The sequence below is a fragment of the Pseudonocardia sp. genome (assembly GCF_035305885.1).
In the GTDB taxonomy this organism is placed as follows: domain Bacteria; phylum Actinomycetota; class Actinomycetes; order Mycobacteriales; family Pseudonocardiaceae; genus Pseudonocardia.
The window spans coordinates 13,000-36,238 of the sequence record NZ_DATGOP010000076.1 but is presented as its reverse complement, the minus strand read 5'-3'; the positions used below and the strand labels follow the sequence as shown (position 1 = coordinate 36,238).

Below are 23,239 nucleotides of genomic sequence, written 5' to 3'. Positions count from 1 at the left end.
GGGCAACGTGACCAAGGACAGGCGCCTGCGCAGCCAGGCGTGGTTCGACAACCCCGAGAACCCGGGCATGACCGCGCTCTACATCGAGCGCTACATGAACTGGGGCCTGACGCGCGAAGAGCTGCAGTCCGGCAAGCCGATCATCGGCATCGCGCAGACCGGCTCCGACCTGTCACCGTGCAACCGGCACCACCTCGTGCTCGCCGAGCGGGTGCGCGAGGGCATCCGGGAGATGGGTGGCATCGCGTTCGAGTTCCCGGTCCACCCGATCCAGGAGACCGGCAAGCGGCCCACCGCCGCGATCGACCGCAACCTCGCCTACCTCGGGCTGGTCGAGGTGCTGCACGGCTACCCGCTCGACGGGGTCGTGCTCACCACCGGCTGCGACAAGACCACCCCCGCCTGCCTGATGGCCGCCGCCACCGTCGACATCCCGGCGATCGTGCTGTCCGGCGGGCCGATGCTCAACGGCTGGTACCAGGGCAAGCGCACCGGGTCGGGCACGATCGTGTGGAAGGCCCGCGAGCTGCTCGCCGCCGAGGAGATCGACCAGGCCGAGTTCGTCGAGCTCGTGGCCTCCTCGGCGCCGTCGCCGGGGCACTGCAACACGATGGGCACGGCGTCCACCATGAACGCGCTCGCCGAGGCGCTCGGGATGAGCCTGCCCGGGTCGTCGGCGATCCCGGCCCCGCACCGCGACCGCGCCCGCAACGCCTACCTCACCGGGCGGCGGATCGTCGAGATGGTGCACGAGGACCTCAAGCCGTCGGACATCATGACGCGTGAGGCCTTCGAGAACGCCATCGTCGTCAACTCCGCGATCGGCGGCTCCACCAACGCGCCCATCCACATCACCGCCATCGCCCGGCACATGGGCGTCGACCTGCCGATGGACGACTGGCAGCGGATCGGCTTCCACGTCCCGCTGATCGTCGACCTCCAGCCGGCCGGCAAGTACCTCGGCGAGGAGTTCCACCGGGCGGGCGGTGTGCCCGCGGTGGTCCACGAGCTGATGCAGCACGGTCTCATCCGCGAGGAGGCCCGCACGGCCAACGGCAAGACGATCGGCGAGAACTGCCGCGACGCGGAGGCGACCGACCGCGACGTGATCCGCACGTTCGACAACGCGCTGCAGGACGACGCCGGGTTCCTCGTCCTGAAGGGCAACCTCTTCGACTGCGCGATCATGAAGACGAGCGTGATCTCGAAGGAGTTCCGGGAGCGGTACCTGTCCGACCCGGAGCGCCCGAACGTCCTCGAGGGGCGCGCGGTCGTCTTCGACGGGCCGGAGGACTACCACCACCGCATCGAGGACCCGGACCTCAAGATCGACGAGGACTGCCTGCTGTTCATGCGTGGTGCGGGTCCGCTCGGCTACCCCGGCGCCGCGGAGGTCGTGAACATGCAGCCGCCTGCCGAGCTGATCAAGCGGGGCGTGCACGCGCTGCCGTGCATCGGGGACGGTCGCCAGTCCGGCACGTCCGGCTCGCCGTCGATCCTCAACGCCTCCCCGGAGGCCGCGGCGGGTGGCGGCCTGGCGATCCTGCAGACCGGCGACCGGGTCCGCATCGACCTGAACGCCGGCACGGCCGACATCCTCGTGCCCGAGGAGGAGCTCGCCGAGCGGCGCCGCAAGCTGGAGGAGGCGGGCGGCTACCCGATCCCGGCGTCCCAGACCCCGTGGCAGGAGATCCAGCGCGGCATGGTGGACCAGTTGTCGGCGGGCATGGTGCTCAAGCCCGCGGTGGCCTACCAGCGCGTGGCGTCCAAGGGCCTCCCGCGGGACAACCACTGAGGGCGTGCGGCATCCGCCGCTGAGCCGCGGCTCAGCGGCGGCGTAGCCGCGCCCGGCGGCGCACCACCGCCTGCTGGGTCCGGCGGCGCGCGACGCGGCGCGGGTGGCTCATCCGCCGGCGCCGCTCGCACGGCGGGTCCTTCGAGCCGGTCGGCCCGCGGCAGCAGTCGAGTGGTGGGCCCGCGGCCGGCGGCGGTGCCGGGTCCGGATCGGGCAGTTCGGGACGAACGGGTTCGCCCCGCGTGACGTAGAGGCGCCCGAGCGGGCTGACCCACAGGAACAGCCCGGGCTGGGGCTGGGCGAGCGACCAGCCCCGGTCCTTGTCCGGGTGGTGCCGTGCGCAGACGGGGCCCACGTTCGCCGCGATCGTCGGCCCGCCGCGGGCGTGCTCGCGCGTGTGGTCGAGGTCGCTGCGCCGCGCCGGCCGGGTGCAACCGGGACCGCAGCAGTTGCGGTCGCGGATCCGGACGTGGTCGGCGAGCGGTCCGCGCACGAACCGGGCGCGCGGGTTCGCGGCCAGGCGGCGCCGGAGGTCGTCGCGGCCCGCCCACGCGTCGGCGATCTCGGCCACCACCCCGGCCCAGATCTCGTCGGGCGGGTCGCCGGCGTAACGGTGGAGCTCGTCGACGGTGACGTGCACCTCGACGACTCCGCCCCGCACCGGCGCCCCGGGGGCCGGCGTGCGCGGTCGCCGCCGCAGCGGGCCGGCGAGCAGCAGGTAGCCGTCGGGGTCGACGATGGCGAACCGCCATGCCGCTCCCCGCTGCTGGGCGGCGACGGTGGCGCGGGCGACGTGGGCGCCGACCGGCCCGAGGCCCGGGATCTCGCCTGGGCGGTCGTCGAGCCCCGCGAGCGTGGAGAGCCCGACCCGGATCTCGACACCTTCGCGGGTGCCGACCCGGTCGCGGGCCCACCGCTCGGCGTCCCCACCGGGAGTGGGCGCGTCCTCGTCGGCCCGATCGTCCGGTGCGGCGCTCGCGGGCTGATCGGCGTCGTCCTCGGGGTCGGCCCCGTCCTCCGGACGCGGCTTGCCGAGCAGGCGGGCGATGATCTCGCGCTCGGTGAGGCCGTGGAAGGTGCCGTTGAGCATGCCGAGGTAGAGGTCGGCGCTGATCTGGGGCCGCCGCCCGGGGTGCCCGGCTCGCTTGGTGGCTTCGACGAGCCGGTCGATCCGCTCGGCCGCGGCGGCGGCCTCGTCGGCGGGAAGCCCGTTGGCGGCCAGGACCGCGGTGCCGGTGCGTGGGTCGAGGTACAGCGCCACCCCGCGCTCGCGCACGGCCCGTTCGTAGCGGCGCCGCCGCAGCCCGGGGTCGAGCGCATGCAGCGCCCGGTACAGCCGGTCGGCGAGCTGGCGCGTGGTGAGCCCCGGCGCCAGTGGCACGAACCGCTCGCACAGCCACCGGCTCTGCGCCTCCGTCACGTCGCCGGTGGCCGGGTCGAGGTACTCGACGAAGACCCGCGCCTTCCCGCGGTCGATGCGCCCGGCGCGCAGCGCAGCGAACACCAGCGGCAACCGCTCGACGAGCGCGGTGGCGATCTCCAGCTCGCGGTCGGCGGTCGTGGGGGTCCAGGTGAGCCCGGCCGCGATCTCGTGGGCGGCCCACTCGAACTGCTCCTCGGCCCGCTGGACGGCCTCGAGCGGATCGCCGGCCACGTCGGCGGCGGCCACGGCGTGCGAGATCTCCACCAGGTCGGCGAACAGCTCCGCCTGCTCATGGGCCAGTTGCCGGGCGCGGGCGCGGAGCAGCTCCACCAGCCGAGCGTTGGGGACCTCCTCCCGCGCCAGCGCGCCGAGGACGGCGGACAGCTCCGGCCCGGGCGGCAGCACACCCGCCCGGTCCATCAGCTCCGCCACTCCGCCCACGCTTCGAACCTACGTTCGCCCCCCGACAGCCTCGCGGCCGTTCCGGACGGGCATCACCCGAAGAGCGCAACGATCGTCAGTGCACCCGGCGCAGGAGGTCAGTGAGCGCGTCCGGCATCGACAGCATCGGCATGTGCGACGACGGCAGCCGGTGCCGGTGCCGGTGGTCGGCGGCGGCCGCCATCTCCTCCTGGGTGGTTGGGGCGAGGCTCGCGTCCTGCTCGCAGATGACGTACGTCGTGGGGTGGGCGGGATCCGGCGCGGTGCAGGGCGCCACGAGGCTGCGGACCGACTGCGGCTCGAACCTGCGTAGGTAGGGGTACGCGTGCCGGGCGTCGACGTCGGCACACAGCGTCCGCCGGACCAGCTCCAGGTCGTCGACGACCCCGACCGTGCCGTCGTCGTGCAGCGTGACCCACCCGGGCGGCGGGCCTGTCGCCCCCGTGACGTCCAGCGCCGACCGCCCCCGCTGCGGCCACAGCGCCGCGACGTAGACGCTGTGCGCGATCGCGGGGTGGTCGGCGAGCTCGGTGAGGACCATCCCGCTGTACGACTGCCCGACGAGGACGACCGGCTCCCCGACCCCCTCCACGGTCCGCGCGGTGGCCTCCGCGTCGGCCGCGAGGTCGCCGACCGCGCCCGGGCCGACGCTCGGCAACCGCTCGACGACCACGACGTGGTGGCCGGCCTCCCGCAGCCGGTCGGCGACGCCGCTCCAGATCCAGCCACCGACGAGTCCGCCGGGGACGAGGACGTAGCTCGACATCGCACGATTGTCGGCCGCACAACTCCTGATGGCAATCGCGGCGGAATGCAGCCCCGTCGCCGCTGCCGTTTTCCAGCCGCTATCTTTCGCAGCTGTGAAATGCACAGAAGAAGAAATTCATAGCTGTCGCACAGCTCTCTCCAAGCGCATTCCAAGAATTGTTTGAAGGGGTGTCGAACGTGCGGGGGGAACGCGTGCTGGCATGGGCACGCACGCATCGGGTGAACGTCGGGTTGTTCCTGCTGCTCGTGGTGGCGGTGGTGGCCACGGCCCTGGTGATCGCCGACCCGGGGGAGCCGCAACCCGTGGTGCGCACGGCGACGGTCACCCGTGGGGACGTGACGGCGACGGTCACCGCGAGCGGCAACGCCGAGTCGTCGCTGCGCACGCCGGTCAGCTTCGAGGAATCGGGCACGGTCACGTCCGTCGCCGTCGAGCCGGGCGACACCGTCGAGCTCGGCCAGGTGCTCGCCACGATCGACGACGCCGAGGCCCAGGCGCAGCTGCGCACCGCGGAGGCCCAGCTCGCGGGCGCGCAGGCCGCCCTCGACCAGGCCCGGGCCGGCCCGTCCGAGGTGCAGTCGCAGCGGGACCAGCTGGCGATCACCCAGGCGGAGCAGGCGCTCGCTGACGCGCGCGCTGCGGTCACGGCGGCGGAGAAGCAGCTCGAGCTGGACCGGGCGGCGACCCAGACGACGATCGACGACGCCAAGACCCAGCTCGCGAACGACGACGAGGCCACCGCACTCGCGGTCGAGAACGCCGAGGAGAAGCTCGAGGTCGACACGAAGACGCAGAACACGCTCGTCGAGCAGGCGGAGGCGGAGGAAGAGGCCGCGTGCGGCGGCTCGACCGCGGATTCCGACGACGATTCCGTCGACTGCACCCGGGCGAAGCTCGCCACCGAGAATGCGAAGAACACCCGCGCCGCGGTCCTGTTGGCCGACGAGCAGGCGATCGAGACGGCGAAGCAGAACCGCGAAGCGACCCTCGACCGCGGCCGCCAGGCCGTCACGCAGGCCGAGCAGGCGCGGGCGGACACCCTGTTGAAGGGGCAGACGGCGATCGAGACCAGCAAGCAGGCCGTGACGAAGGCCGAGGGGGATCTCGCCGCGGCGAAGCTGACCGCGGAGGAGAACGCGCACCCGCGGACCCCGGAGGAGATCGCCCAGGCGCAGGCCACGGTGGACAGCGCGCAGGTCGAGGTCGACCGGGCTCGCCGCGCGGTGGAGCAGACCGCGCTCAAGGCACCGCAGGCCGGGGTGGTGCTCGCCGTGAACGGCGAGGTGGGCGAGTACGCGAACGGGCAGGGCTCGGGCGAGTCCGCGGGCGCCGACGCCGAGGGCGGCGACTCCGCCGCGTCGGACGCGGCGACGTCGGCGGGCGACGGCTTCGTCGTCATCGCCAACCTCAGCGAGCTCGCCGTGACCGCCGAGATCCCGGAGGCCGACGCGGCGAAGCTCGAGCTCGGCCAACGGGCGACGATCTCCTTCCCGGCGACCGGCGCCACCGCGACCGGAACGGTGACCCGCAAGAACCCGCAGAGCACCGTGTCGAACGACGTCGTCCACTACCCGGTCACGATCTCGTTGGAGACCGCACCCCCCGGCGTCGGGGTCGGGGCGACCGCGAACGTGTCCATCACGACCGGCACCGCCACGGGCGTGCTGAAGGCTCCGACGCAGGCGATCACGACGACCGGCGACCGGAGCACGGTGACGGTGCGCCGCGACGGTGTGGACGCGGTCGTCCCCGTGCGGATCGGCGTCTCCGGCCCCGCCGAGACCGAGATCATCAGCGGGGTCTCGGAGGGTGACGTGCTGGTGCTGCCGACGCCGGCCGCCGCGACCGGCGGTTCGGGCTTCCCCCGCACGGGAGGCCGCTGATGCGCCCGGTCATCGAGCTGCGCGGCGTCGCGAAGACCTACGGCAGCGGCGACGCGGTGGTGCGCGCCGTGGACGGGGTCGACCTCGTCGTCGAACGCGGCGACTACGTCGCGGTGATGGGCGCGTCGGGGTCGGGCAAGTCGACGCTGATGAACATCCTCGGCTGTCTCGACGTCCCGACCCGGGGCCGGTACGCCCTCGACGGCGTGGACACCCGCCGGCTCGACGAACGGCAGCAGGCGCTGATCCGCAACCGCAAGATCGGGTTCGTCTTCCAGTCGTTCAACCTCATCCCGCGCACCACGGCCGTGCGCAACGTCGAGCTGCCGATGGCCTACGCCCGCGTCCGCGGGCCGGAGCGGCGCCGCCGGGCGTTGCGGGCGTTGGAGCGGGTGGGGCTGGGCGAGCGCGCCCACCACCGCCCGTCCGAGCTGTCCGGCGGGCAGCAGCAGCGCGTGGCGATCGCCCGGGCGATCGTGACCGACCCCGTGCTGCTGCTGGCCGACGAGCCGACGGGCGCGCTCGACAGCCGCAGCACGGACGAGGTCCTCGCGCTTTTCGACGACCTCAACGCGGACGGCCGGACGCTCGTGGTGATCACCCACGAGGACCACGTCGCACAGCGCGCGCGGCGCGTGCTGCACATGCGCGACGGCCGGATCGTGTCCGACGAGCGGGTGGCGCCGGCGGTGGCGTCGTGAACCCGGGGCAGATCCTGCAGTTCGCCGTGGCCGGGGTGCTGGCCAACAAGCTGCGGTCGGCGCTGACGATGTCCGGCATCGTCATCGGCGTCGCCGCGGTGATCATCCTCGTGGCGGTGGGCACCGGGGCGGGCGCCGCCACCGCGGCGTCGATCAGCGCGCTGGGCAGCAACACGCTCACCATCACCCCGGAGTCCGACCAGGGCGGCGGCGGTCGGGGCGGCGTGCGCATCAGCGGTGGTGGCCTGGTCGTGGGCGGCAGTCCGCGCCCGGTGACGCCACCGGGCCAGGCGGGACCGTCGACGCAGACCGACCGGGGCACCGAGATCCGCGCCGCGCAGCTGACCCTGGCGGACGCCGAGGCGCTCGTGGACGCCGAACTGGCCCCGAGCGTCGCCTCGGTGGCGCCGGTGGTCTCGGCCACGTCGGTGACGGCCACCCGCGGTGGCGCCTCGCACGAGGTGGCCACGCTGACCGGGACGACCCCGAGCTACCTCACCAACCACGACGACGCGGTGCAGGCCGGCGCGGCGTTCACCGACTCCGACTACCTCGCCCGCAGCCGGGTGGCGCTCGTCGGGGTCACCGTCGCCACCGCTCTGGTCGGCGGGGACGGGCGGGCGATCGTCGGACAGCCGATCCAGCTGAACGGCGCGGCGTTCCAGGTGGTCGGCCTGCTGGCCGCGAAGGGCAGCAGCGGCCCCCAGGACCAGGACGACCGGGTGATCGCCCCGATGACGGCGGTGCAGGACACGCTCACCGGCTACGGGCCGCTGTCGAGCATCTCGGTGAGGGCCGTGTCGGCCGAGGCCGTCCCGGCGGCGACCGCGGAGGTCACCGCCATCCTGAACGCGCGCCACGGCACGGGCGTGCCGGACTTCTCGATCTCCAGCCCCACCTCGATCCTCGAGGCGGTGTCCGAGGTCAACGCGACGTTCACCCTGCTGCTGGGGGCGGTCGCGGGCATCTCGCTGCTGGTCGGCGGGATCGGCGTCATGAACATCATGCTCGTCACCGTCACGGAACGGACCCGCGAGATCGGCATCCGCAAGGCGGTCGGCGCGCAGAAGGCGGACATCGTCGGCCAGTTCCTGGTCGAGGCGACGATGCTGGCCGTCGCGGGAGGCCTGATCGGGATCGTCATCGGCGTCGCCGTCGGCTCGATGTCGATCGGCGGGTTCCAACTCGTCGTCGCGCCGTTCTCCGTGGTCCTGGCCTTCGCCGTGTCCGTGGCGATCGGCCTGTTCTTCGGCTTCTACCCCGCCAACAAGGCGGCGAACCTGCGCCCGATCCACGCCCTCCGTTACGAGTGATGCCGATGGACACCGACGACGACCTGCTGGATCTCGAGTGGGACCGGCCGAAGCGCGCCAGCGGGCTGACGCTCGCGCTGGCCGCTGCCCTGATCTTCGTGCTCGGGTTCGCCTGCGGCGTGCTGACCGAGCGGGCCGTCGCCCCGGACGCCCCGGCGACGGTCACCGGCGGCCCGGGCGGCGCACCACCCGCGGGAGCGGTACGCCGCGCCGGGCCGTAGGGCGGGTAGGGGCCCACCCCGCGTGCCGCAAGATCGTTCTCCCGGCCCGCCTCGCCGTCGTGCCCACGCTGCTCGGCGATGTGGAGGAGGTGAGCCCGGCGGACGCCGGGGCCCGGCGGGCGAGCTGCGCCCGCAGATCCCGGCGATCGCCACGGGGCTGAACACGGAGCGGCTGGGCACGCCCGGCGGGCCGGTCGCCTCGGCGGGCGACATCCCGGTCGAGGTGCTCGCGCACAGCCAGGAGTGCCTCGCGGCGCTGCCCACCTGCGGGGCCTGAGCGGGAGCGGGCCTGGGCGGCCGGGGCAGCGGCTGAGCCTGTCCGGCGACAGCACGCTGACCGTGGCGGAGGAGAGCGCGCACGACATCGACGTCGACCAACCCGAGCTCACCGTCGGGTCCATCGAGCGGGTCGCCGCGAAGGCGGCGAGCCGGGCCGACGTGTGAACGGCAGCGACCTCAGCCGGCGCCCGGCAGGCGCACCGTGACGCAGAGCCCGCCCGCGGGCCGGGCGGCGAGGGTGAGGGTGCCGTCGTGGGCCTGGGTGATGCTCTTGACGATCGCCAGGCCGAGCCCGACCCCCGCGTGGTCGCCGCGGATGCGGTCCGTGCCGCGCCGGAACGGCTCGGCGAGCGTGGAGACGACCTCCGGTGCGATCGCCTCGCCGGTGTTCTCCACGGTGAGGGCGACGCCGTCGGGATGGGCACCGGTCCGCACCCACACCGCGCCGCTCTCGGGCAGGTTGTGGACGATCGCGTTGTGCACGAGGTTCGTCGCCAGCTGCTGCAGCAGCGCGGGTGAACCGCGGGTGAGTGCGGCGTCGCCGCAGGTCGTGAGGGTGACGCCGCGGCTGTCTGCGAGCGGGAGGAGTGCCTCGGTCGCCTCCTCCGCGACGAGCGACAGGTCGACCGGCTCCCGGGCGAAGGAGCGCTGGTCGGCCCGGCTGAGCACGAGCAGCGCCTCGGTGAGGTCGATCGCGCGGGTGTTGACGGCGCGGAGGCGGTCGACGAGCTCGCCGGTGTCGCGGTCGGGGTCCTTGCCGGCAACGTCGAGGAGCGCCTGCGTGATCGCCAGCGGGGTGCGCAGCTCGTGGGAGGCGTTCGCCGCGAACCTGCGCTGTTCGGCGACGTGCGCCTCGAGCCGGGCGAGCATCGCGTCGAACGCGTCGGCGAGCTCGCGGAACTCGTCCTCGCGGCCCGGCAGCCGGATGCGGTGGGTGAGCGACCCCTGCGCGGCCAGGCGGGTGGCGGCCGTGATGCGCGTCAGGGGCGCGAGCATGCGTCCGGCGAGGATCCACCCGCCGACGAGGCCGAACACCAGCAGGAACGCCAGCACGATGGCCGCCGCCTGGACGAACACGAGCGGTCCCCTGCCCTGGAGCAGGAGGACGTTCGAGATCACGTTCCGGAACGAGTCGAACCGCACCTCGGGGGCGTCGGGCATGAGGAACACCCGCGCGGCGGCGAGCAGCAGCGCGCCGGCCAGCATGAGGAACCCGGCGTAGCTGAGCGTGAGCTTGAGCCGCACGCTCAGGCCGGGCGCCCTACCCACCGGCCCGGCCCTCGGTGGCGATGCGGTAGCCGACGCCGGGCACGGTGGCGATGATCCCGGGTTCGCCGAGGCGCTTGCGCAGCGCCGAGACCGTGATGCGCACGGCGTTGGTGAACGGGTCGGCGTTCTCGTCCCACGCCCGCTCCAGGAGCTCCTCGGCGCTCACCACGCCGCCCTCGGCGGCGACGAGGACCTCGAGCACCGCGAACTGCTTGCGGGTGAGCGGGACGTATCGGCCGTCGCGGTAGACCTCGCGGCGGAACGGGTCCAGCCGCAGCCCGGCGATCTCCCGCACGGGCGGCCGGTTGTGGGCGCGCCTGCGGTCGAGCGCCCTGAGCCGCAGGACGAGCTCGCGCAGCTCGAAGGGCTTGGTGAGGTAGTCGTCGGCGCCGAGCTCGAACCCGGACACCTTGTCGTCGAGCCGGTCGGCCGCGGTGAGCATGAGGATGGGCGTGCCGGTGCCCGCGGCGACGATGTGCCGGGCGACCTCGTCGCCGGAGGGGCCGGGGATGTCCCGGTCGAGGACGGCGATGTCGTAGGTGTTGACGCTCAGCAGCTCCAGCGCGGTGTCGCCGTCGCCCGCGACGTCGGCCGCGATGGCGTCGAGACGCAGGCCGTCGCGGATGGCCTCGGCCAGGTAGGGCTCGTCCTCGACGATCAGAACGCGCATGAGGCCCCGATGGTAGGGGCCCGCGCATATCGTCGGCATATCGAAAAGCGGATACGGTCCGGCAACACCGCGCCGCTTTGACTGGCCGCATGATCCGAAGCGGAGAAGCAGGAAGGGCGCGCCGAGTGGTGCCGCCCGGACGGCTGGTGGCGGCCGTGGCCCTCGCCGGCCTGGTCAGCGCGGGTTGTGCGGAGGCGCCCGCCGAGAACCCGCCCGCCGACGAGAACACCGCGGATCCGGTTGCGAATCCCGTCGCCGAGGACAGGGCCGCTTTCGCCCGGTGCATCCGCGAGAACGGCGTCGCGGACTTCCCGGACCCCGACGCCGACGGCGTCATCCAGTACCACGGCGAGGACCCCGATTTCGAGTCCGCGCAGCAGATGTGCCGGCACCTCTCGCCGCCCGTGGCGGGGCAGGAGGGGAACGGCGGGTGAGCCGGACGACGTGGCCGCCCGCGGACGCGCTCGACGACCGCTGCCCGACGCAGCCGATCGCCGTCGTCCCGCCGGCCCGCCGAGCCCGCTCCGGCCTGCTGACGGTCCTCGTGGTGGCGGTGGTCGTCGCCGTGGTGACCGGGGTCGTCGGCCACCTGGTCACAGCGACCTCGCCGCCGCCGACGGTCTCCGCGCTCCCCGCCCCCACCACGACCCGGCCGTCGCCGCACGCGGGTGACGTAGCGCGACCGAGCCCGCCACCGCGGTCCGACGAACGCCGCCCGGAACGCCGCGGCGCGCTCGGGCTCGCCGACGGCGCCGTGCCCGACGGGGTGACGGTCTTCGACGACGACGTCCCGGCCGTGGCCGAGCTCGACCCGGACCTGCTCGCGGCGCTGCGCGAGGCCGCGACCGACGCCGCGGACGACCGCGTCGCGTTCGTGGTCAACAGCGGCTGGCGTTCCGCGGCCTACCAGGAGCGCCTGCTCGACGAGGCGATCTCGCGGTACGGCTCGAAGGCCGAAGCCGCCCGGTGGGTGGCCACCCCGGACACGTCCCCGCACGTGTCGGGGGACGCGGTCGACCTCGGCGCGAGCGCCGCCGCCTGGCTGTCGGAGCACGGCGCCGAGCACGGGCTGTGCCAGGTCTACCGCAACGAGCCCTGGCACTTCGAGCTGCGCCCCGACGCCGCCGACCGCGGGTGCCCGCGCATGTACGCCGACCCCACGCACGATCCGAGGATGAAGTGACCGCAGACGTGACCGGAGCCCAGCGCGCGACCCGGGAGGCCGTGGCTGTGAGCGCGCGCGGGCTGACCAAGACCTACGGCCGGGGCGACACGGAGGTGCGCGCCCTGAACGGCGTCGACCTCGACCTGCCCAGAGGCCGTTTCACGGCGATCACGGGCCCGAGCGGGTCCGGCAAATCGACGCTGATGCACTGCCTCGCCGGGCTCGACCAGCCGACCGGCGGCACCGTCACCGTCGCCGGCACCGACCTCGGTGCGCTCGACGACGACGCGCTCACCGTCTTCCGCCGCGAGCACGTCGGCTTCGTGTTCCAGTCGTTCAACCTGCTGCCGATGCTCACCGCGGAGCAGAACATCCTGCTCCCGCTCGAGCTGGGCTCCGGCCGGGTCGACGACGCGATCCGGGAGCGCGCGCACGGGATCGCCGAAGCCCTCGGCGTGGCCGACCGGCTCCGCCACCGGCCCGACGAGCTGTCGGGCGGCCAGCAGCAGCGGGTCGCGATCGCCCGGGCCCTGGTCACGGAGCCGGACCTGCTGTTCGCCGACGAGCCCACCGGCAACCTCGACAGCGCCGCCTCGGCCGAGGTGCTCGAGCACCTGCGCCGGTCGGTGCGCGAGCTGGGCCAGACCGTCGTGATGGTCACCCACGACCGCGCCGCGGCGGCCTACGCCGACGACGTGGTCACGATGCAGGACGGGCGGATCGCCTGATGCGCACCGTCCTCTCCGCCTCCCTGCGCGTCCACGGCCGCCGCTACGTCGCCGCGGCGATCGCGGTGACCGCCTCGGTCGCCTTCGTCGTCGTGATCGGCGTGCTCACCGCAGGCGCGCGGGCCGGGTTCATGGACGGCGCCGGTGCCCCGTACCGCGGCGCCGACCACGTGGTCGACGCCCCCGAGGACGGCCCCCAGCGCGCGCCCGCGTGCTGCCCGGACACCCTGGACGTGTCGGACGCGATCGCGCTCGTCGAGCGCCTCGGCGAGAACGCCTCCCCGCTCGGCCGGGTGGACCTGCCCGCGCACCGGGACGGGGGCGCCCCGCTCGGCGTGGGCGACGTGCGGGGGTGGACGACGGTCGGGCCGGTCGCCGCCGCGGAGGAGCTGCGCTGGCAGGAGCTCGTCGCGGGCCGCTTCCCGGAACGCCTCGGCGAGGTGGTGGTGCACGTGTGGGCCGCCCTGGAGCAGGACATCGCGATCGGGGACCGGATCCGGGTCGGCTCGGGGCCCGGCGCGACGGATCTGGAGGTGGTCGGCCTCGTGGAATCGCCCTCCACCTGGACCCAGGCCTCGATGTACGTCACGTGGCCGCAGTACCTGCAGTGGCGCGACGAACCCACCTTCCACGTGGGCAGCGTGGCGGTGCGCGGGGACGTGGGGCCGGTGCCCGAGGGCATGCGGGTGTGGACGGCGGACGCCTACGTCCGCGACGGCCTCGCCGGTCTCAGCAACGGCACGGACGTGATCGCGGTGATGCTGCTGCTGTTCGCCGGCGTCGCGCTCGTGGTCTCGGTGCTGGTCGTCGCGAACACGTTCTCGATCCTGTTCGCCCAGCGGCTGCGCGAGTTCGCGCTGCTGCGCTGCGTCGGCGCGACCCGGGGCCAGGTGCTGGGGGCGGTGCGGCGCGAGGCGGCCGCGGTGGGCGCGCTCGCATCGCTCGCCGGGACGCTGGCCGGCACCGGGCTCGGCTACGGCCTGATCCCGCTGGTCAACTCCCTCGCCGTCACCACCCCGCTGGCCGCCCCCGCCCCGCCGGCCCCCTGGCTGCTGGGCGGGTTCGCCGTCGGCCTGCTGGTCACCCTCGTCGCGTCCTGGCTGCCGACCCGGCAGGTGGTGCGGGTGAGCCCGCTGGCCGCCCTGCGCCCGCGCCCCGCGCTCGACCCGCGCACCGCCGCCGGCCGGGCCCGGACGGTGCTCGCGGCGCTGCTGCTGCTCGCCGGGCCCGCCCTGCTCGGGGTGGCGGTGGCCCGCGGCGGCACGGCCGTCCTGCTGCTCGGCGGGGCGGCGACGTTCACCGGCGTGCTGCTGCTCGGGCCGGTGTTCGTCCCCCGTCTGGTCCGGGTGGCCGGTGCGCTGCTCGGCCCCGCCGGGTGGCTCGCCACCCGGAACGCGGTGCGCAACCCGCGCCGGACGGCCGCCACCACCGCCGCGCTGTTGACCGGCGTCACCCTGACGACCGCCGTGCTCACCGGGATGGCGACCTACCGGGCCGGGATGGAGGAGGTGCACACCCGGCACCACCCCGTCGACGCCTCGATCACGTCGTTGGACGCGCCGATCACCGCCGACCTGCTGGCCGAGGTGCGCCGCACCCCCGGGGTCGAGCAGGCCGCCACCGTGGACGGCGCCGTCGCCACGATCTCCGGGTTCGACGCGCCGCTGCCGGTCCTCACCGCGGGGGACGCGGTGCGGGTCGCCCGCGGCGGTGAGCGCTTCGGCCGGGTGGAGCCCGGGACGATCCACCTCGACCTCGGCGCGTTCGTCGCCCCGGACGTCGGACCGGGCGATGTGGTCACGGTCGCCGTCGGCGACCGGCAGGCGCGGCTGCGCGTGATCGCACTCCCCGGCGGGGGTCGGGCCGGCCTGGTCGCCCCGGAGACCCTGGCCCAGCTCACCGACGATCCCCGGCCCCACGTGATCTGGGTCCGCGCCGACCCGGACGCCGACCCGCTCACGCTCGTCGACGCCCTGGACGAGGTCGCCGACGCGGCCGGGGCGCGCCTGGAGGACCGGCTGCAGGCGCAGGCGGCGGCGAACCGGGAGCGTGACATCCTCGCGGCGGCCGTGCTCGGGCTGGTGGGGGTCTCGGTGGCGATCGCCCTGGTCGGGGTCGGCAACACGCTGGGTCTGTCGGTGCTCGAACGCGTCCGCGAGCACGCGCTGCTGCGCGCGCTCGGGCTCACCCGCGGGCAGCTGCGGCGGATGCTGGCGATCGAGGCGCTGCTGCTGTCCGCGGTGGCCACCCTGCTCGGCTCCGCCCTCGGCGTCGCCTTCGCCTGGCTGGGCTACGCGACCGTCGTGCGGCGGGCCCTCACCCACGCCACGATGGTGATCCCCTGGCCGCAGCTGGTCGCCGTCGCCCTGGTCGCCGCGCTGGCCGGGGTGCTCGCCGGTGTGCTCCCGGCCCGCCGCGCCGCCCGGGTGCCCCCGGCCGACGGGCTCTCCGGCGAGGTGATCAGCCGTTGACCGGGGTGAGGGCGCGGCCCTCGGCGAACCACGTGGTCAGGTTGTCGACGACGAGCTGTCCCATGGCCCGGCGGGTCGGCTTGCTCGCCGAGCCGACGTGGGGGAGCAGCACGGCGTTGTCGAGGTCGATCAGCTCCTGCGGGACGTTCGGCTCGTCCTCGAAGACGTCGAGCCCGGCGGCGCGGATCGTGCGCGTCTTCAACGCCGCGATGAGCGCCGCCTCGTCGACGACCGTGCCGCGCCCGATGTTGATGAGCACGCCGTCGGGGCCGAGCGCCTCGAGCACCTCCGCGTTCACCAGGTGGCGGGTGCTCGCGTTGCCGGGCACGACGACCACCAGCGTGTCGACGTCGCGCGCCATCTCCACCAGCGACGGGTAGTAGCGGTACGGGACGTCCTTGCGGCTGCGGTTGTGGTAGCCGGCGATGGTCACCTTGAACGCCTCGGCGCGCTTCGCGATCGCCTCGCCGATCCGCCCGAGCCCGAGGATGCCGAGCCTGCGCCCGGTCATGGTCAGGTCCGTGAGCGGGTAGTTCCCCTCCGTCGCCCACCGCCCGGCCCGCAGGTACCGCTCGGCCCGTCCGAGCTCGCGCACCGTCATGAGCATCAGCCCGAGCGCGGTGTCGGCGACCTCGTCGTCCAGCACCCCCGGGGTGTTGGTGACGATCACGCCGCGCTCGGTGGCCGCCTCGACGTCCACGGTGTCGTAGCCGACCCCGAAGTTCGCCACGATCTGGAGGTTCGGCAGCCGGTCGAGCAGGGCGGCGTCGACGGTGTGGTGGCCCCCGGTCGCGAGGCCGCGGACGTCGGCGCCGCGCTCGGCGAGCACTGCGTCCGGGTCGGCGGCCTCCCAGAGGCGGATGAGCTCGAAACGCTCCTCGCAGCCCTCGACGACGACATCGTGCATGCGGGACGGCATCAGGACGGTCGGACGGGTCATGCCTGCAACTCTGCTAAACCACCCGGCCGCGACCTGCACCGACCCGGAGTATGCGGAATGCGAATACCCGTAGCCCCAGATCGCGGTTGACCGGGTTCCCGGCGGTGCAGATCATCGGACCCGCACCGTCACCGCCGACTGGAGCCTCACCCATGCCGCTGATCAGCCGCATCCGCCTCGCCGCCATCCCGGCCGCGCTCAGCCTGGTGCTGGCGGCGTGCGGCGGCGGGGGGAGCAGTTCGACGTCCGACGCGCCGGCCTCGCCGTGCGACACCTCCCCGGATTTCCCGCGCCGACCGATCGAGCTCATCGTGCCGTGGGCCGCGGGCGGCGGCACCGACAGCGTCGCCCGGTTCATCGGCACCCAGCTCGCCGAGCGCCTCGACACCCAGGTCAACGTGGTCAACCGGACGGGCGGCAGCGGCGCGGTCGGCCACACCGCCATCGCCACGGCGCGCCCGGACGGCACGACGATCGGCCTGGCCACCGTCGAGATCACGATGATGCACTGGCAGGGCCTGACCGACGTCACCTACGAGCAGCTCACCCCGATCGGGCAGGTCAACGCCGACCCGGCGGCGGTCACGGTGCGCAGCGACGCCCCGTGGGCCGACCTGTCGCAGCTGCTCGACCAGGTGCGGGCGCAGCCGGGGGCGCTGACGGCGTCCGGCACCGGGCGCGGCGGGATCTGGGACCTCTCGCGGGCCGGCATGCTGCTCGAGGCGGGGCTGCCCCCGGACGCGATCCGCTGGGTGCCCAGCGAGGGCGCGGCGCCCGCGCTGCAGGAGCTGGTGGCAGGCGGGGTGGACATGTCGACCGCGAGCCTGGTCGAGAACCAGACGATGCTCGACGCCGGCCGGGTGAAGGCCCTGGCCGTCATGGCCGAGGAGCGCCTGCCGAACCTGCCGGACGTGCCGACGCTGCGTGAGCTGGGCATCGACTTCACGATGGAGGCCTGGCGCGGCATCGTCGGGCCGGAGGGCCTGCCCGAGGACATCGTCGGCGAGCTGGGCTGCCACCTCGACGAGATCGTGCACAGCCCGGCCTACGAGGAGTTCATGAACACCGCCGGCTTCGGCATCGTCTGGCGCGGACCGGAGGAGTTCGGCACCTACATGCAGCAGCAGGACGCGGAGAAGGGCGAGATCATGCGCGCCGCCGGGCTGGCCGCATGACGTCGGGCCCCACCGCGCCGGCCACGGGCGTGCCGTGGCGCCACGACCTGGTCGGCGGCCTGCTCGCCGCCGCTCTGGGCGCCGCGGTCGTGCTGCACGTCCGCACGTTCCCCGAGCTGCCGGACGGCCAACCCGGCCCCGCGCTCTTCCCCGGCATCGTCGGGACCCTGCTGGTGGTCTTCGGCCTGGTGCTGGTCGTGCGCGCGGTCCGGGCGAGGGGCCGGGCCACCGCCGAGGCGGCGGCCCCGGGCGTCACCGCGCAGGGGCGGTGGCGCGCGCTCGCCGTGCTCGGGCTCGTCGTCGCCTACCTGCTCCTGGCCGAGGTGCTCGGGTTCGCCGTGACGATGGGCGTGCTGCTGTTCCTGCTGATGTGGCTGCTCGGGGCCCGCCCGCTGGTCGCGGCGATCGCCACGGCGGTCACGGTCGGGTTCATCGTGCTGGTGTTCGGGGAGCTGCTGCTCGTGCCGCTCCCGCGAGGGTTCCTGGGATAGCGGTGGGCGATCTCGCGACGGCGTTTGCGATGCTCGCCGACCCGACCCTCGTGGTCGTGGTGCTCGCCTCCGCGGTGTACGGCCTGTTCATCGGCGCCATCCCGGGCCTCTCGGCGACGCTGGCGACGGCGCTGCTCGTCCCGTTCGTGTTCTTCCTCGACCCGCTGCCCGCGATCGCGGCCGTCATCACGATGTCGGCGATGGCGATCTTCGCGGGCGATCTGCCCTCGGCGCTGGTGCGCATGCCGGGCACGCCGGCGAGCGCGGCCTACACCGAGGACGCCTACCTGCAGACCCGGGCTGGCCACGGCGCGCGGGCGCTCGGCGTGGCGCTGCTCGGGTCGGTGATCGGCGGAGTCGTCGGAGCGGTCGTGCTGATGGTCGCGGCGCCGCTGCTCGCCGAGTTCGCGCTGCAGTTCACCTCGTACGAGTACTTCTGGGTGGCGGTCCTCGGCCTCACCGCCTCGGTGATCATCTCCGCAGGTTCCCAGGTGAAGGGCGCGATCTCGCTGCTCATCGGGCTGCTGTTGGCCACGGTCGGGATCGACATCGCCCTCGGCTACGCGCGGTTCACGTTCGGCAGCACGGACCTGCTGCAGGGGATCAGCTTCATCCCGGCGATGATCGGGCTGTTCGGGCTGTCGGAGGTGCTGCGCAACGTGATGCGGCCCGGTGGCCCGGTGCGGGTCGCGCGGTTGCGCACGCAGGGCATGTTCGGCGAGACGCTCCGGACGCTGCGGCGGTACTGGCGGCGCCTGGTCAGCGGCAACGTCATCGGCAGCACGGTCGGGGCGCTCCCCGGCGCGGGCGGGGACATCGCGGCGTGGGTCTCCTACGCGGCCACCAAGAACACCTCGCGGGAGCGCCACCTCTTCGGCAAGGGGGAGGGGCACGTCGAACCGATCGTGTCGGCGGGCTCGGCCAACAACGCCGCGCTCGCCTCGGCGTACGTCCCCACGCTGGTGTTCGGCATCCCCGGCGACACCATCACCGCGATCCTGCTCGGCGTGCTGCTGGTGCAGGGCGTGCAGCCCGGCCCCGAGCTCTTCGCCAACGACGCGCCGCTGCTCTACGGCGTGTACTTGATCTTCATCATCGCGAACCTGTTGCTGGTCCCGTTGGGCTACCTCGCGATCAAGGGCAGCTCGTGGCTGCTGCGGGTGCCCGGCTCGGTGCTGATGCCGGTGATCGTGGCGTTCTGCGTGGTCGGATCTTTTTCGATCAACAACGGGTACCTCGAGATCGTGATCATGCTGGCGCTCGGGGTGCTCGGCTACCTGCTGGAGCGCGGCGGGTTCCCGCTGGCCCCGGTGGTGCTCGGGCTCGTGCTCGGGCCCATCGTCGAGAAGAACTTCATGCAGAGTGTGATCAAGACCAACTGGGACCTCACCCAGTTCCTGACGCGGCCGGTCAGCGCGGCGTTGGTGCTGCTCACGGCGCTGGTGCTGGCCTACCCGCTGCTGCGCGGGCTCGTCCGACGACGGCGAACGGTTGACGCCTCGGGGTGAGGAAGTCAGGATCGCTCAAACATCTGATGAGTTGAGCGCGAGAGGACGAGGATGTCCGAGAGCATCGAGCGGTCGGCCCCCGCGGCCGACCCGTACACCCTCACCGCGGACGGCATCAAGGAGCCGCCGGTCGGCTGGCGGGCAAGCCTGCGCTACTTGGGCCCCGGTCTGATCCTCAGCGCCTCGATCGTCGGGTCCGGTGAGCTGATCGCGACGACGGCGCTGGGCGCCCAGGCCGGCTTCGTCCTGCTCTGGCTGGTGATCGTCAGCACGCTGGTGAAGGTGGCGGTCCAGGTCGAGCTGGCCCGGTGGACGATCGCCACCGGCCAGCCCGCGCTCACCGGCTACGCCAAGGTGCCCCCGAAGATCTTCGGGATCGGGTGGGTCAACCTGCTCTGGGCCGTGCTGGCGCTGTCCAAGCTGCTGCAGCTCGGCGGCATCATCGGCGGCACCGCGGTGGCGTTCAGCATCCTGCTGCCGATCGGGGGCGACCCGCTCGCCTTCCAGTCGCTGCTGGTCTGGACCGCGGTGCTGGCCATCGGCAGCATCGCGTTGCTGTACTCCAACCGCTACTCGCTCATCGAGCGCGGTGCCGCGGTCCTCGTGGTGATCTTCACGGCGGTCACCGTGTTGATCGCGCTCGGCCTGCCCGCCACGCCGTTCGCCTACGGCATCGACGACCTCGGCAGCGGCCTGCAGTTCCTGATCCCGGCCGGTGCGCTCGGTGCGGCCCTGGCGATGTTCGGCATCACCGGCGTCGGGGCCGACGAGATCACCTTCTACACCTACTGGTGCGTGGAGAAGGGCTACGCGCGCTGGGTGGGCCCCAACGACGGCAGCGAGGAGTGGGTCCGGCGGGCCAACGGCTGGATCCGCGTGATGTACAAGGACGCGTTCGTGTCCTGGGTGATCTACACGTTCGGGACGCTGGCGTTCTACCTGATGGGTGCGGCCGTCCTGAACCCGCAGGGCCTCACCCCCGAGGGCAACGGGATGATCACCACGCTCTCGCGGATGTACACCGACACCCTCGGTGAGTGGGTCAACATCATCTTCCTGCTCGGTGCGATCGCGGTGCTCGGCTCGACGATGTGGGCGTCGATCCCCAGCTGGTCGCGGATGTACACCAACCTGCTGGCCACGTTCGGCGTCCTCGACTGGCAGGACCCGGTCGCCCGCCTGAAGTGGATCCGGGTCTTCACCGTGGCGCTGCCGCTGCTGTGGGGCGTGCTGTACCTGACGATCCAGTCGCCGGTGATCATGGTGCAGATCGCGGGCGTGATGACCGGGATCTTCCTCGTCGGCGTGGTGTGGGCCGTCTACTGGCTGCGGCGCAACGAGACCGACCCCCGGCTGCACGGTGGGCGCGGGTTCTCGGTGTTCCTCGCGGTGAGCAGCGCGGCGATCGCCCTGCTCGGGGTCTACTCGCTGCTCGACGTGTTCGGGGTCATCTAGCGCCGAGCTCGGCCGGGTTGAGGTAGCGCTCGAAGTCCTCCTCGGTCTGCTGGAGGTGGGCCTCCATCGCGGCCCGCGCCTGGACCGGATCGCCCGCCTCGACCGCCTGCAGGATCGCGGCGTGGCGGTCGATGGCGTGGCTGCGGAAGTCCGGCACGGCGGAGGTCTCCTCGCGCATCGCGCGCAGGACCGAGGTGAGCGGTTCGAACAGCGCGTCGAGGAAGACGTTGTCGGCGGCGTCGAAGAGCGCGGCGTGGAAGGCGAGGTCGGCCTCGGCGCTGGCCGTGACGTCGCCGCGGGCGTGGCCGTCGAGCATCTTCTGGTGGAGGGTGCGCAGGCGCTCGATGTGGTGCTCCTGCCTGCGCACCGCGGCGAGCTCGACGATCGCGACCTCGACCGCCCGGCGGGCCTCCATCAGCCTGCGCGGCAGCAGCAGCGGGTCGCTGCCCGCGCGGCTGCGCGCGAGCAGCAGCCTGCCGTCGAGCGGCGACCACATGCTGGTGGGGTTGACGAGCGTGGAGCGGCCCTGCTGCACGTCCAGCACGCGGGTGGGGACCAGCGAGCGGATGGCCTCGCGGACGGTGAGGCGGCTGACGCCGAAGCGGGCGGCCAGCTCCGACTCGCTCGGCAACGGCCCACCGATCGGGAACGTGCCATCGAGCACGAGGTCGAGCAGCTGTTCGGCCACCACATCGGCTCGCCCGGGGCGCATTCATCCACTTTAGAGGGGCGGCGTGCTGGGGGGCGCGCCTACCGTGACGCTTCTCCTACTCTGGGTGCGTGTGGTACGGCGGAGACGGACAGCCGGACGGGCTGTGCGAGCGCGCCGTCGTCGCCAGCAACATGTCGTTCACGATCACCGACCCGCGGCAGGACGACAACCCGCTGGTGTGGGTCAACCCGTCGTTCACCGCGCTCACCGGCTACCCGGTCGAGGACGCGCTCGGGCGCAACTGCCGGTTCCTCCAGGGGCGCAACACCGACCCGGGCGCCGTGCGCAGGATCGCCGACGCGCTGCGGGAGCAGCGGCCGGTCACCGAGGTGCTGCTGAACTACCGACGGGACGGCACGGCGTTCTGGAACGAGATCGCGATCTCGCCGGTCTTCGACGACTGGGGTGAGCTCGTCAACTTCGTCGGGGTGCAGAACGACGTCACCGAGCGGGTGGTCGTCGAGCAGGAGCGCCGGGCCGCGCTCACCGAGGCCGAGGAGGCCCGCGCGCAGCTGCGGATGCTGGCCGAGGCCACCACACAGATGACGGCCGCGCTCGGCGTGGTGGACGCGTGCAAGCGGCTGGCCCGCAGCCTGGTGCCGGAGCTCGCCGACCTGTGCGCCGTCGACGTGCTGGACGTGCCCGGCCGCGGCGTGCCGCGCCGCCTCGCCGTGGCCGCGCGGGACCCGGCCGACGAGGATCGGCTGCACGAGCTCGGCAGGCTGCGCAACTACCACGTCGGCGGCGGCAGCGACACCGGCCACGTCCTCGCGGGCGACCGCCCGGTGCTCGTGCCGGAGCTGCCCGAGCGCGGCGCCGACCGCTACCCGGAGGACCCGGCGGCCGCCGCCGTGTACGACACGCTGCGCCTGCGGTCGGTGATGGTCGTCCCGGTGCGGGCGCGGGGCCGCGTGCTGGGCGCGCTCACGCTGATCACCCAACACCCGTACGGTCGCCGGTACGGCCCGCGCCACCTGCACCTCGCCACCGACGTGGCCGGCCGGGCCGGCCTCGCGATCGACAACGCGCGGCTCTACGAGACCGAGCACGCGGCCGCGGCCACGCTCCAGCGCAGCCTGCTGCCCGAGGTGTCCGGCGTGCCGGGGGTGCAGGTCGCGGCCCGCTACCTGGTGGGCGTCGACGGCAACCAGGTCGGCGGCGACTGGTACGACGTGCTCGACCTGCCCGACGGGGCGCTCGGCCTCGCGATCGGCGACGTCGCCGGCCACGACCTGCGCGCGGCCGCCGCGATGGGCCAGCTGCGCGGCGTGCTGCGTTCCTACGCGTGGGACGGCGGGCCGCCCGGTTCCGTGCTCGACCGGTGCGACCAGCTGGTGCAGGGCCTCGCGATGGCGACGATGGCCACCGCCGTCTACGCGCGCGTGGACCCGCCGGACGCCGACGGCGGCCGGATGCTCCGCTACGCGAACGCGGGTCACCCGGCCCCGCTGCTGGTCGAACCCGACGGCACGTTGGTGCGGCTGGACGCGCACAGCTCGCCGATGATCGGCGCGATCCGGCCCTCGCGCAGCGGCTGCCGCGGCGAGGGGGCGCACCGCTGCCTGCCCGGCACGCTGCTCCTGCTCTACACCGACGGGCTCACCGACGTCGTGGGCGAGGACGCCGACAAGCGCACCGCGCTGCTGGAGCGGACCCTCGCCGAGCTGCCGTTCGGCGCCGCGGCCGAGGAGGTGGTGGAGCGGGTGCTCGACGTGTGCAGCCCGCAGCGCCTGCGCGACGACGTCGCGCTGCTCGCCGTCCGGCTGGACCGCCGACCGCCGGTGGGCGCGGAGTAAGTGCTGGTGGGAGCGCCGAACGGCGTTCACCTAC

General features: G+C 73.7%; 20 protein-coding genes. 14 read left to right on the top strand and 6 right to left on the bottom strand.

The window, feature by feature from the left end:
• Positions 1–7: 7 nt before the first annotated feature.
• Complete coding sequence (locus VKZ81_RS15980) at positions 8–1,795, top strand: IlvD/Edd family dehydratase (RefSeq protein WP_324242358.1); 1,788 nt, start codon at positions 8–10, stop codon at positions 1,793–1,795.
• Positions 1,796–1,826: 31 nt separating this feature from the next.
• On the opposite strand, the gene VKZ81_RS15975 is transcribed toward VKZ81_RS15980, so the two are convergent.
• A complete protein-coding gene (locus VKZ81_RS15975; protein WP_324242357.1) occupies positions 1,827–3,659 on the bottom strand; it encodes an HNH endonuclease signature motif containing protein in 1,833 nt (610 codons plus the stop codon).
• 76 nt (positions 3,660–3,735) lie between these two features.
• Complete coding sequence (locus VKZ81_RS15970) at positions 3,736–4,425, bottom strand: alpha/beta fold hydrolase (protein ID WP_324242356.1); 690 nt, start codon at positions 4,423–4,425, stop codon at positions 3,736–3,738.
• 221 nt (positions 4,426–4,646) lie between these two features.
• Here VKZ81_RS15970 and VKZ81_RS15965 point away from each other — a divergent pair, with 221 nt between their 5' ends.
• The 4 genes from VKZ81_RS15965 to VKZ81_RS15950 are packed head-to-tail and all read left to right on the top strand — an operon-like array spanning position 4,647 to position 8,546.
• Positions 4,647–6,311: an HlyD family efflux transporter periplasmic adaptor subunit gene (locus VKZ81_RS15965; RefSeq protein WP_324242355.1), complete on the top strand. Its 1,665-nt coding sequence runs from the start codon at positions 4,647–4,649 to the stop codon at positions 6,309–6,311.
• Positions 6,311–7,012 carry an ABC transporter ATP-binding protein gene (locus tag VKZ81_RS15960; protein ID WP_324242354.1) on the top strand — a complete coding sequence of 234 codons (702 nt, stop codon included), beginning with the start codon at positions 6,311–6,313 and terminating at the stop codon, positions 7,010–7,012. The genes VKZ81_RS15965 and VKZ81_RS15960 overlap by 1 nt, the downstream gene beginning before the upstream one ends.
• Complete coding sequence (locus VKZ81_RS15955; protein WP_324242353.1) at positions 7,009–8,325, top strand: ABC transporter permease; 1,317 nt, start codon at positions 7,009–7,011, stop codon at positions 8,323–8,325. The genes VKZ81_RS15960 and VKZ81_RS15955 overlap by 4 nt, the downstream gene beginning before the upstream one ends.
• A gap of 5 nt (positions 8,326–8,330) precedes the next feature.
• Positions 8,331–8,546 carry a hypothetical protein gene (locus tag VKZ81_RS15950; protein WP_324242352.1) on the top strand — a complete coding sequence of 72 codons (216 nt, stop codon included), beginning with the start codon at positions 8,331–8,333 and terminating at the stop codon, positions 8,544–8,546.
• 456 nt (positions 8,547–9,002) lie between these two features.
• Here the strand turns inward: VKZ81_RS15950 and VKZ81_RS15945 are convergent, their stop codons facing one another.
• Positions 9,003–10,094, bottom strand: coding sequence for a sensor histidine kinase (locus VKZ81_RS15945; RefSeq protein WP_324242351.1), 1,092 nt, complete (start codon positions 10,092–10,094; stop codon positions 9,003–9,005).
• The gene (locus tag VKZ81_RS15940) at positions 10,087–10,764 is read right to left on the bottom strand and encodes a response regulator transcription factor (protein ID WP_324242350.1); all 678 of its coding nucleotides are present in this window, start codon (positions 10,762–10,764) and stop codon (positions 10,087–10,089) included. Before VKZ81_RS15940 ends, VKZ81_RS15945 begins: the two co-directional genes overlap by 8 nt.
• A 146-nt stretch (positions 10,765–10,910) precedes the next feature.
• Between VKZ81_RS15940 and VKZ81_RS15935 the strand changes: the two genes are divergently transcribed.
• The 4 genes from VKZ81_RS15935 to VKZ81_RS15920 are packed head-to-tail and all read left to right on the top strand — an operon-like array spanning position 10,911 to position 15,128.
• Complete coding sequence (locus VKZ81_RS15935) at positions 10,911–11,198, top strand: hypothetical protein (RefSeq protein ID WP_324242349.1); 288 nt, start codon at positions 10,911–10,913, stop codon at positions 11,196–11,198.
• On the top strand, positions 11,195–11,947 hold the full coding sequence (locus tag VKZ81_RS15930) for a M15 family metallopeptidase (protein WP_324242348.1): 753 nt from the start codon (positions 11,195–11,197) through the stop codon (positions 11,945–11,947). The genes VKZ81_RS15935 and VKZ81_RS15930 overlap by 4 nt, the downstream gene beginning before the upstream one ends.
• Positions 11,944–12,657 carry an ABC transporter ATP-binding protein gene (locus tag VKZ81_RS15925; protein WP_324242347.1) on the top strand — a complete coding sequence of 238 codons (714 nt, stop codon included), beginning with the start codon at positions 11,944–11,946 and terminating at the stop codon, positions 12,655–12,657. Before VKZ81_RS15930 ends, VKZ81_RS15925 begins: the two co-directional genes overlap by 4 nt.
• On the top strand, positions 12,657–15,128 hold the full coding sequence (locus VKZ81_RS15920) for an ABC transporter permease (protein ID WP_324242346.1): 2,472 nt from the start codon (positions 12,657–12,659) through the stop codon (positions 15,126–15,128). Before VKZ81_RS15925 ends, VKZ81_RS15920 begins: the two co-directional genes overlap by 1 nt.
• Here the strand turns inward: VKZ81_RS15920 and VKZ81_RS15915 are convergent.
• Positions 15,118–16,068, bottom strand: coding sequence for a 2-hydroxyacid dehydrogenase (locus VKZ81_RS15915; RefSeq protein WP_324242345.1), 951 nt, complete (start codon positions 16,066–16,068; stop codon positions 15,118–15,120). The two genes, VKZ81_RS15920 and VKZ81_RS15915, sit on opposite strands and share 11 nt — an antisense overlap.
• Before the next feature lie 152 nt (positions 16,069–16,220).
• Here VKZ81_RS15915 and VKZ81_RS15910 point away from each other — a divergent pair, with 152 nt between their 5' ends.
• From VKZ81_RS15910 to VKZ81_RS15895, 4 genes are read left to right on the top strand one after another with little or no spacing between them, the layout of a single operon-like run.
• Positions 16,221–17,243, top strand: coding sequence for a tripartite tricarboxylate transporter substrate binding protein (locus VKZ81_RS15910; RefSeq protein ID WP_324242344.1), 1,023 nt, complete (start codon positions 16,221–16,223; stop codon positions 17,241–17,243).
• Entirely contained in the window at positions 17,240–17,734 is a 495-nt protein-coding gene (locus tag VKZ81_RS15905; RefSeq protein ID WP_324242343.1) for a tripartite tricarboxylate transporter TctB family protein, read from the top strand. The genes VKZ81_RS15910 and VKZ81_RS15905 overlap by 4 nt, the downstream gene beginning before the upstream one ends.
• Positions 17,735–17,736: 2 nt before the next feature.
• A complete protein-coding gene (locus VKZ81_RS15900) occupies positions 17,737–19,242 on the top strand; it encodes a tripartite tricarboxylate transporter permease (protein ID WP_324242342.1) in 1,506 nt (501 codons plus the stop codon).
• A gap of 51 nt (positions 19,243–19,293) precedes the next feature.
• On the top strand, positions 19,294–20,697 hold the full coding sequence (locus tag VKZ81_RS15895; protein WP_324242341.1) for an Nramp family divalent metal transporter: 1,404 nt from the start codon (positions 19,294–19,296) through the stop codon (positions 20,695–20,697).
• On the opposite strand, the gene VKZ81_RS15890 is transcribed toward VKZ81_RS15895, so the two are convergent.
• Positions 20,690–21,409: a FadR/GntR family transcriptional regulator gene (locus tag VKZ81_RS15890; protein ID WP_324242340.1), complete on the bottom strand. Its 720-nt coding sequence runs from the start codon at positions 21,407–21,409 to the stop codon at positions 20,690–20,692. The genes VKZ81_RS15895 and VKZ81_RS15890 overlap by 8 nt on opposite strands.
• Positions 21,410–21,477: 68 nt before the next feature.
• On the opposite strand from VKZ81_RS15890, the gene VKZ81_RS15885 reads away from it, so the two are divergent.
• The gene (locus VKZ81_RS15885) at positions 21,478–23,205 is read left to right on the top strand and encodes a SpoIIE family protein phosphatase (RefSeq protein WP_324242339.1); all 1,728 of its coding nucleotides are present in this window, start codon (positions 21,478–21,480) and stop codon (positions 23,203–23,205) included.
• Positions 23,206–23,239: the final 34 nt, after the last annotated feature.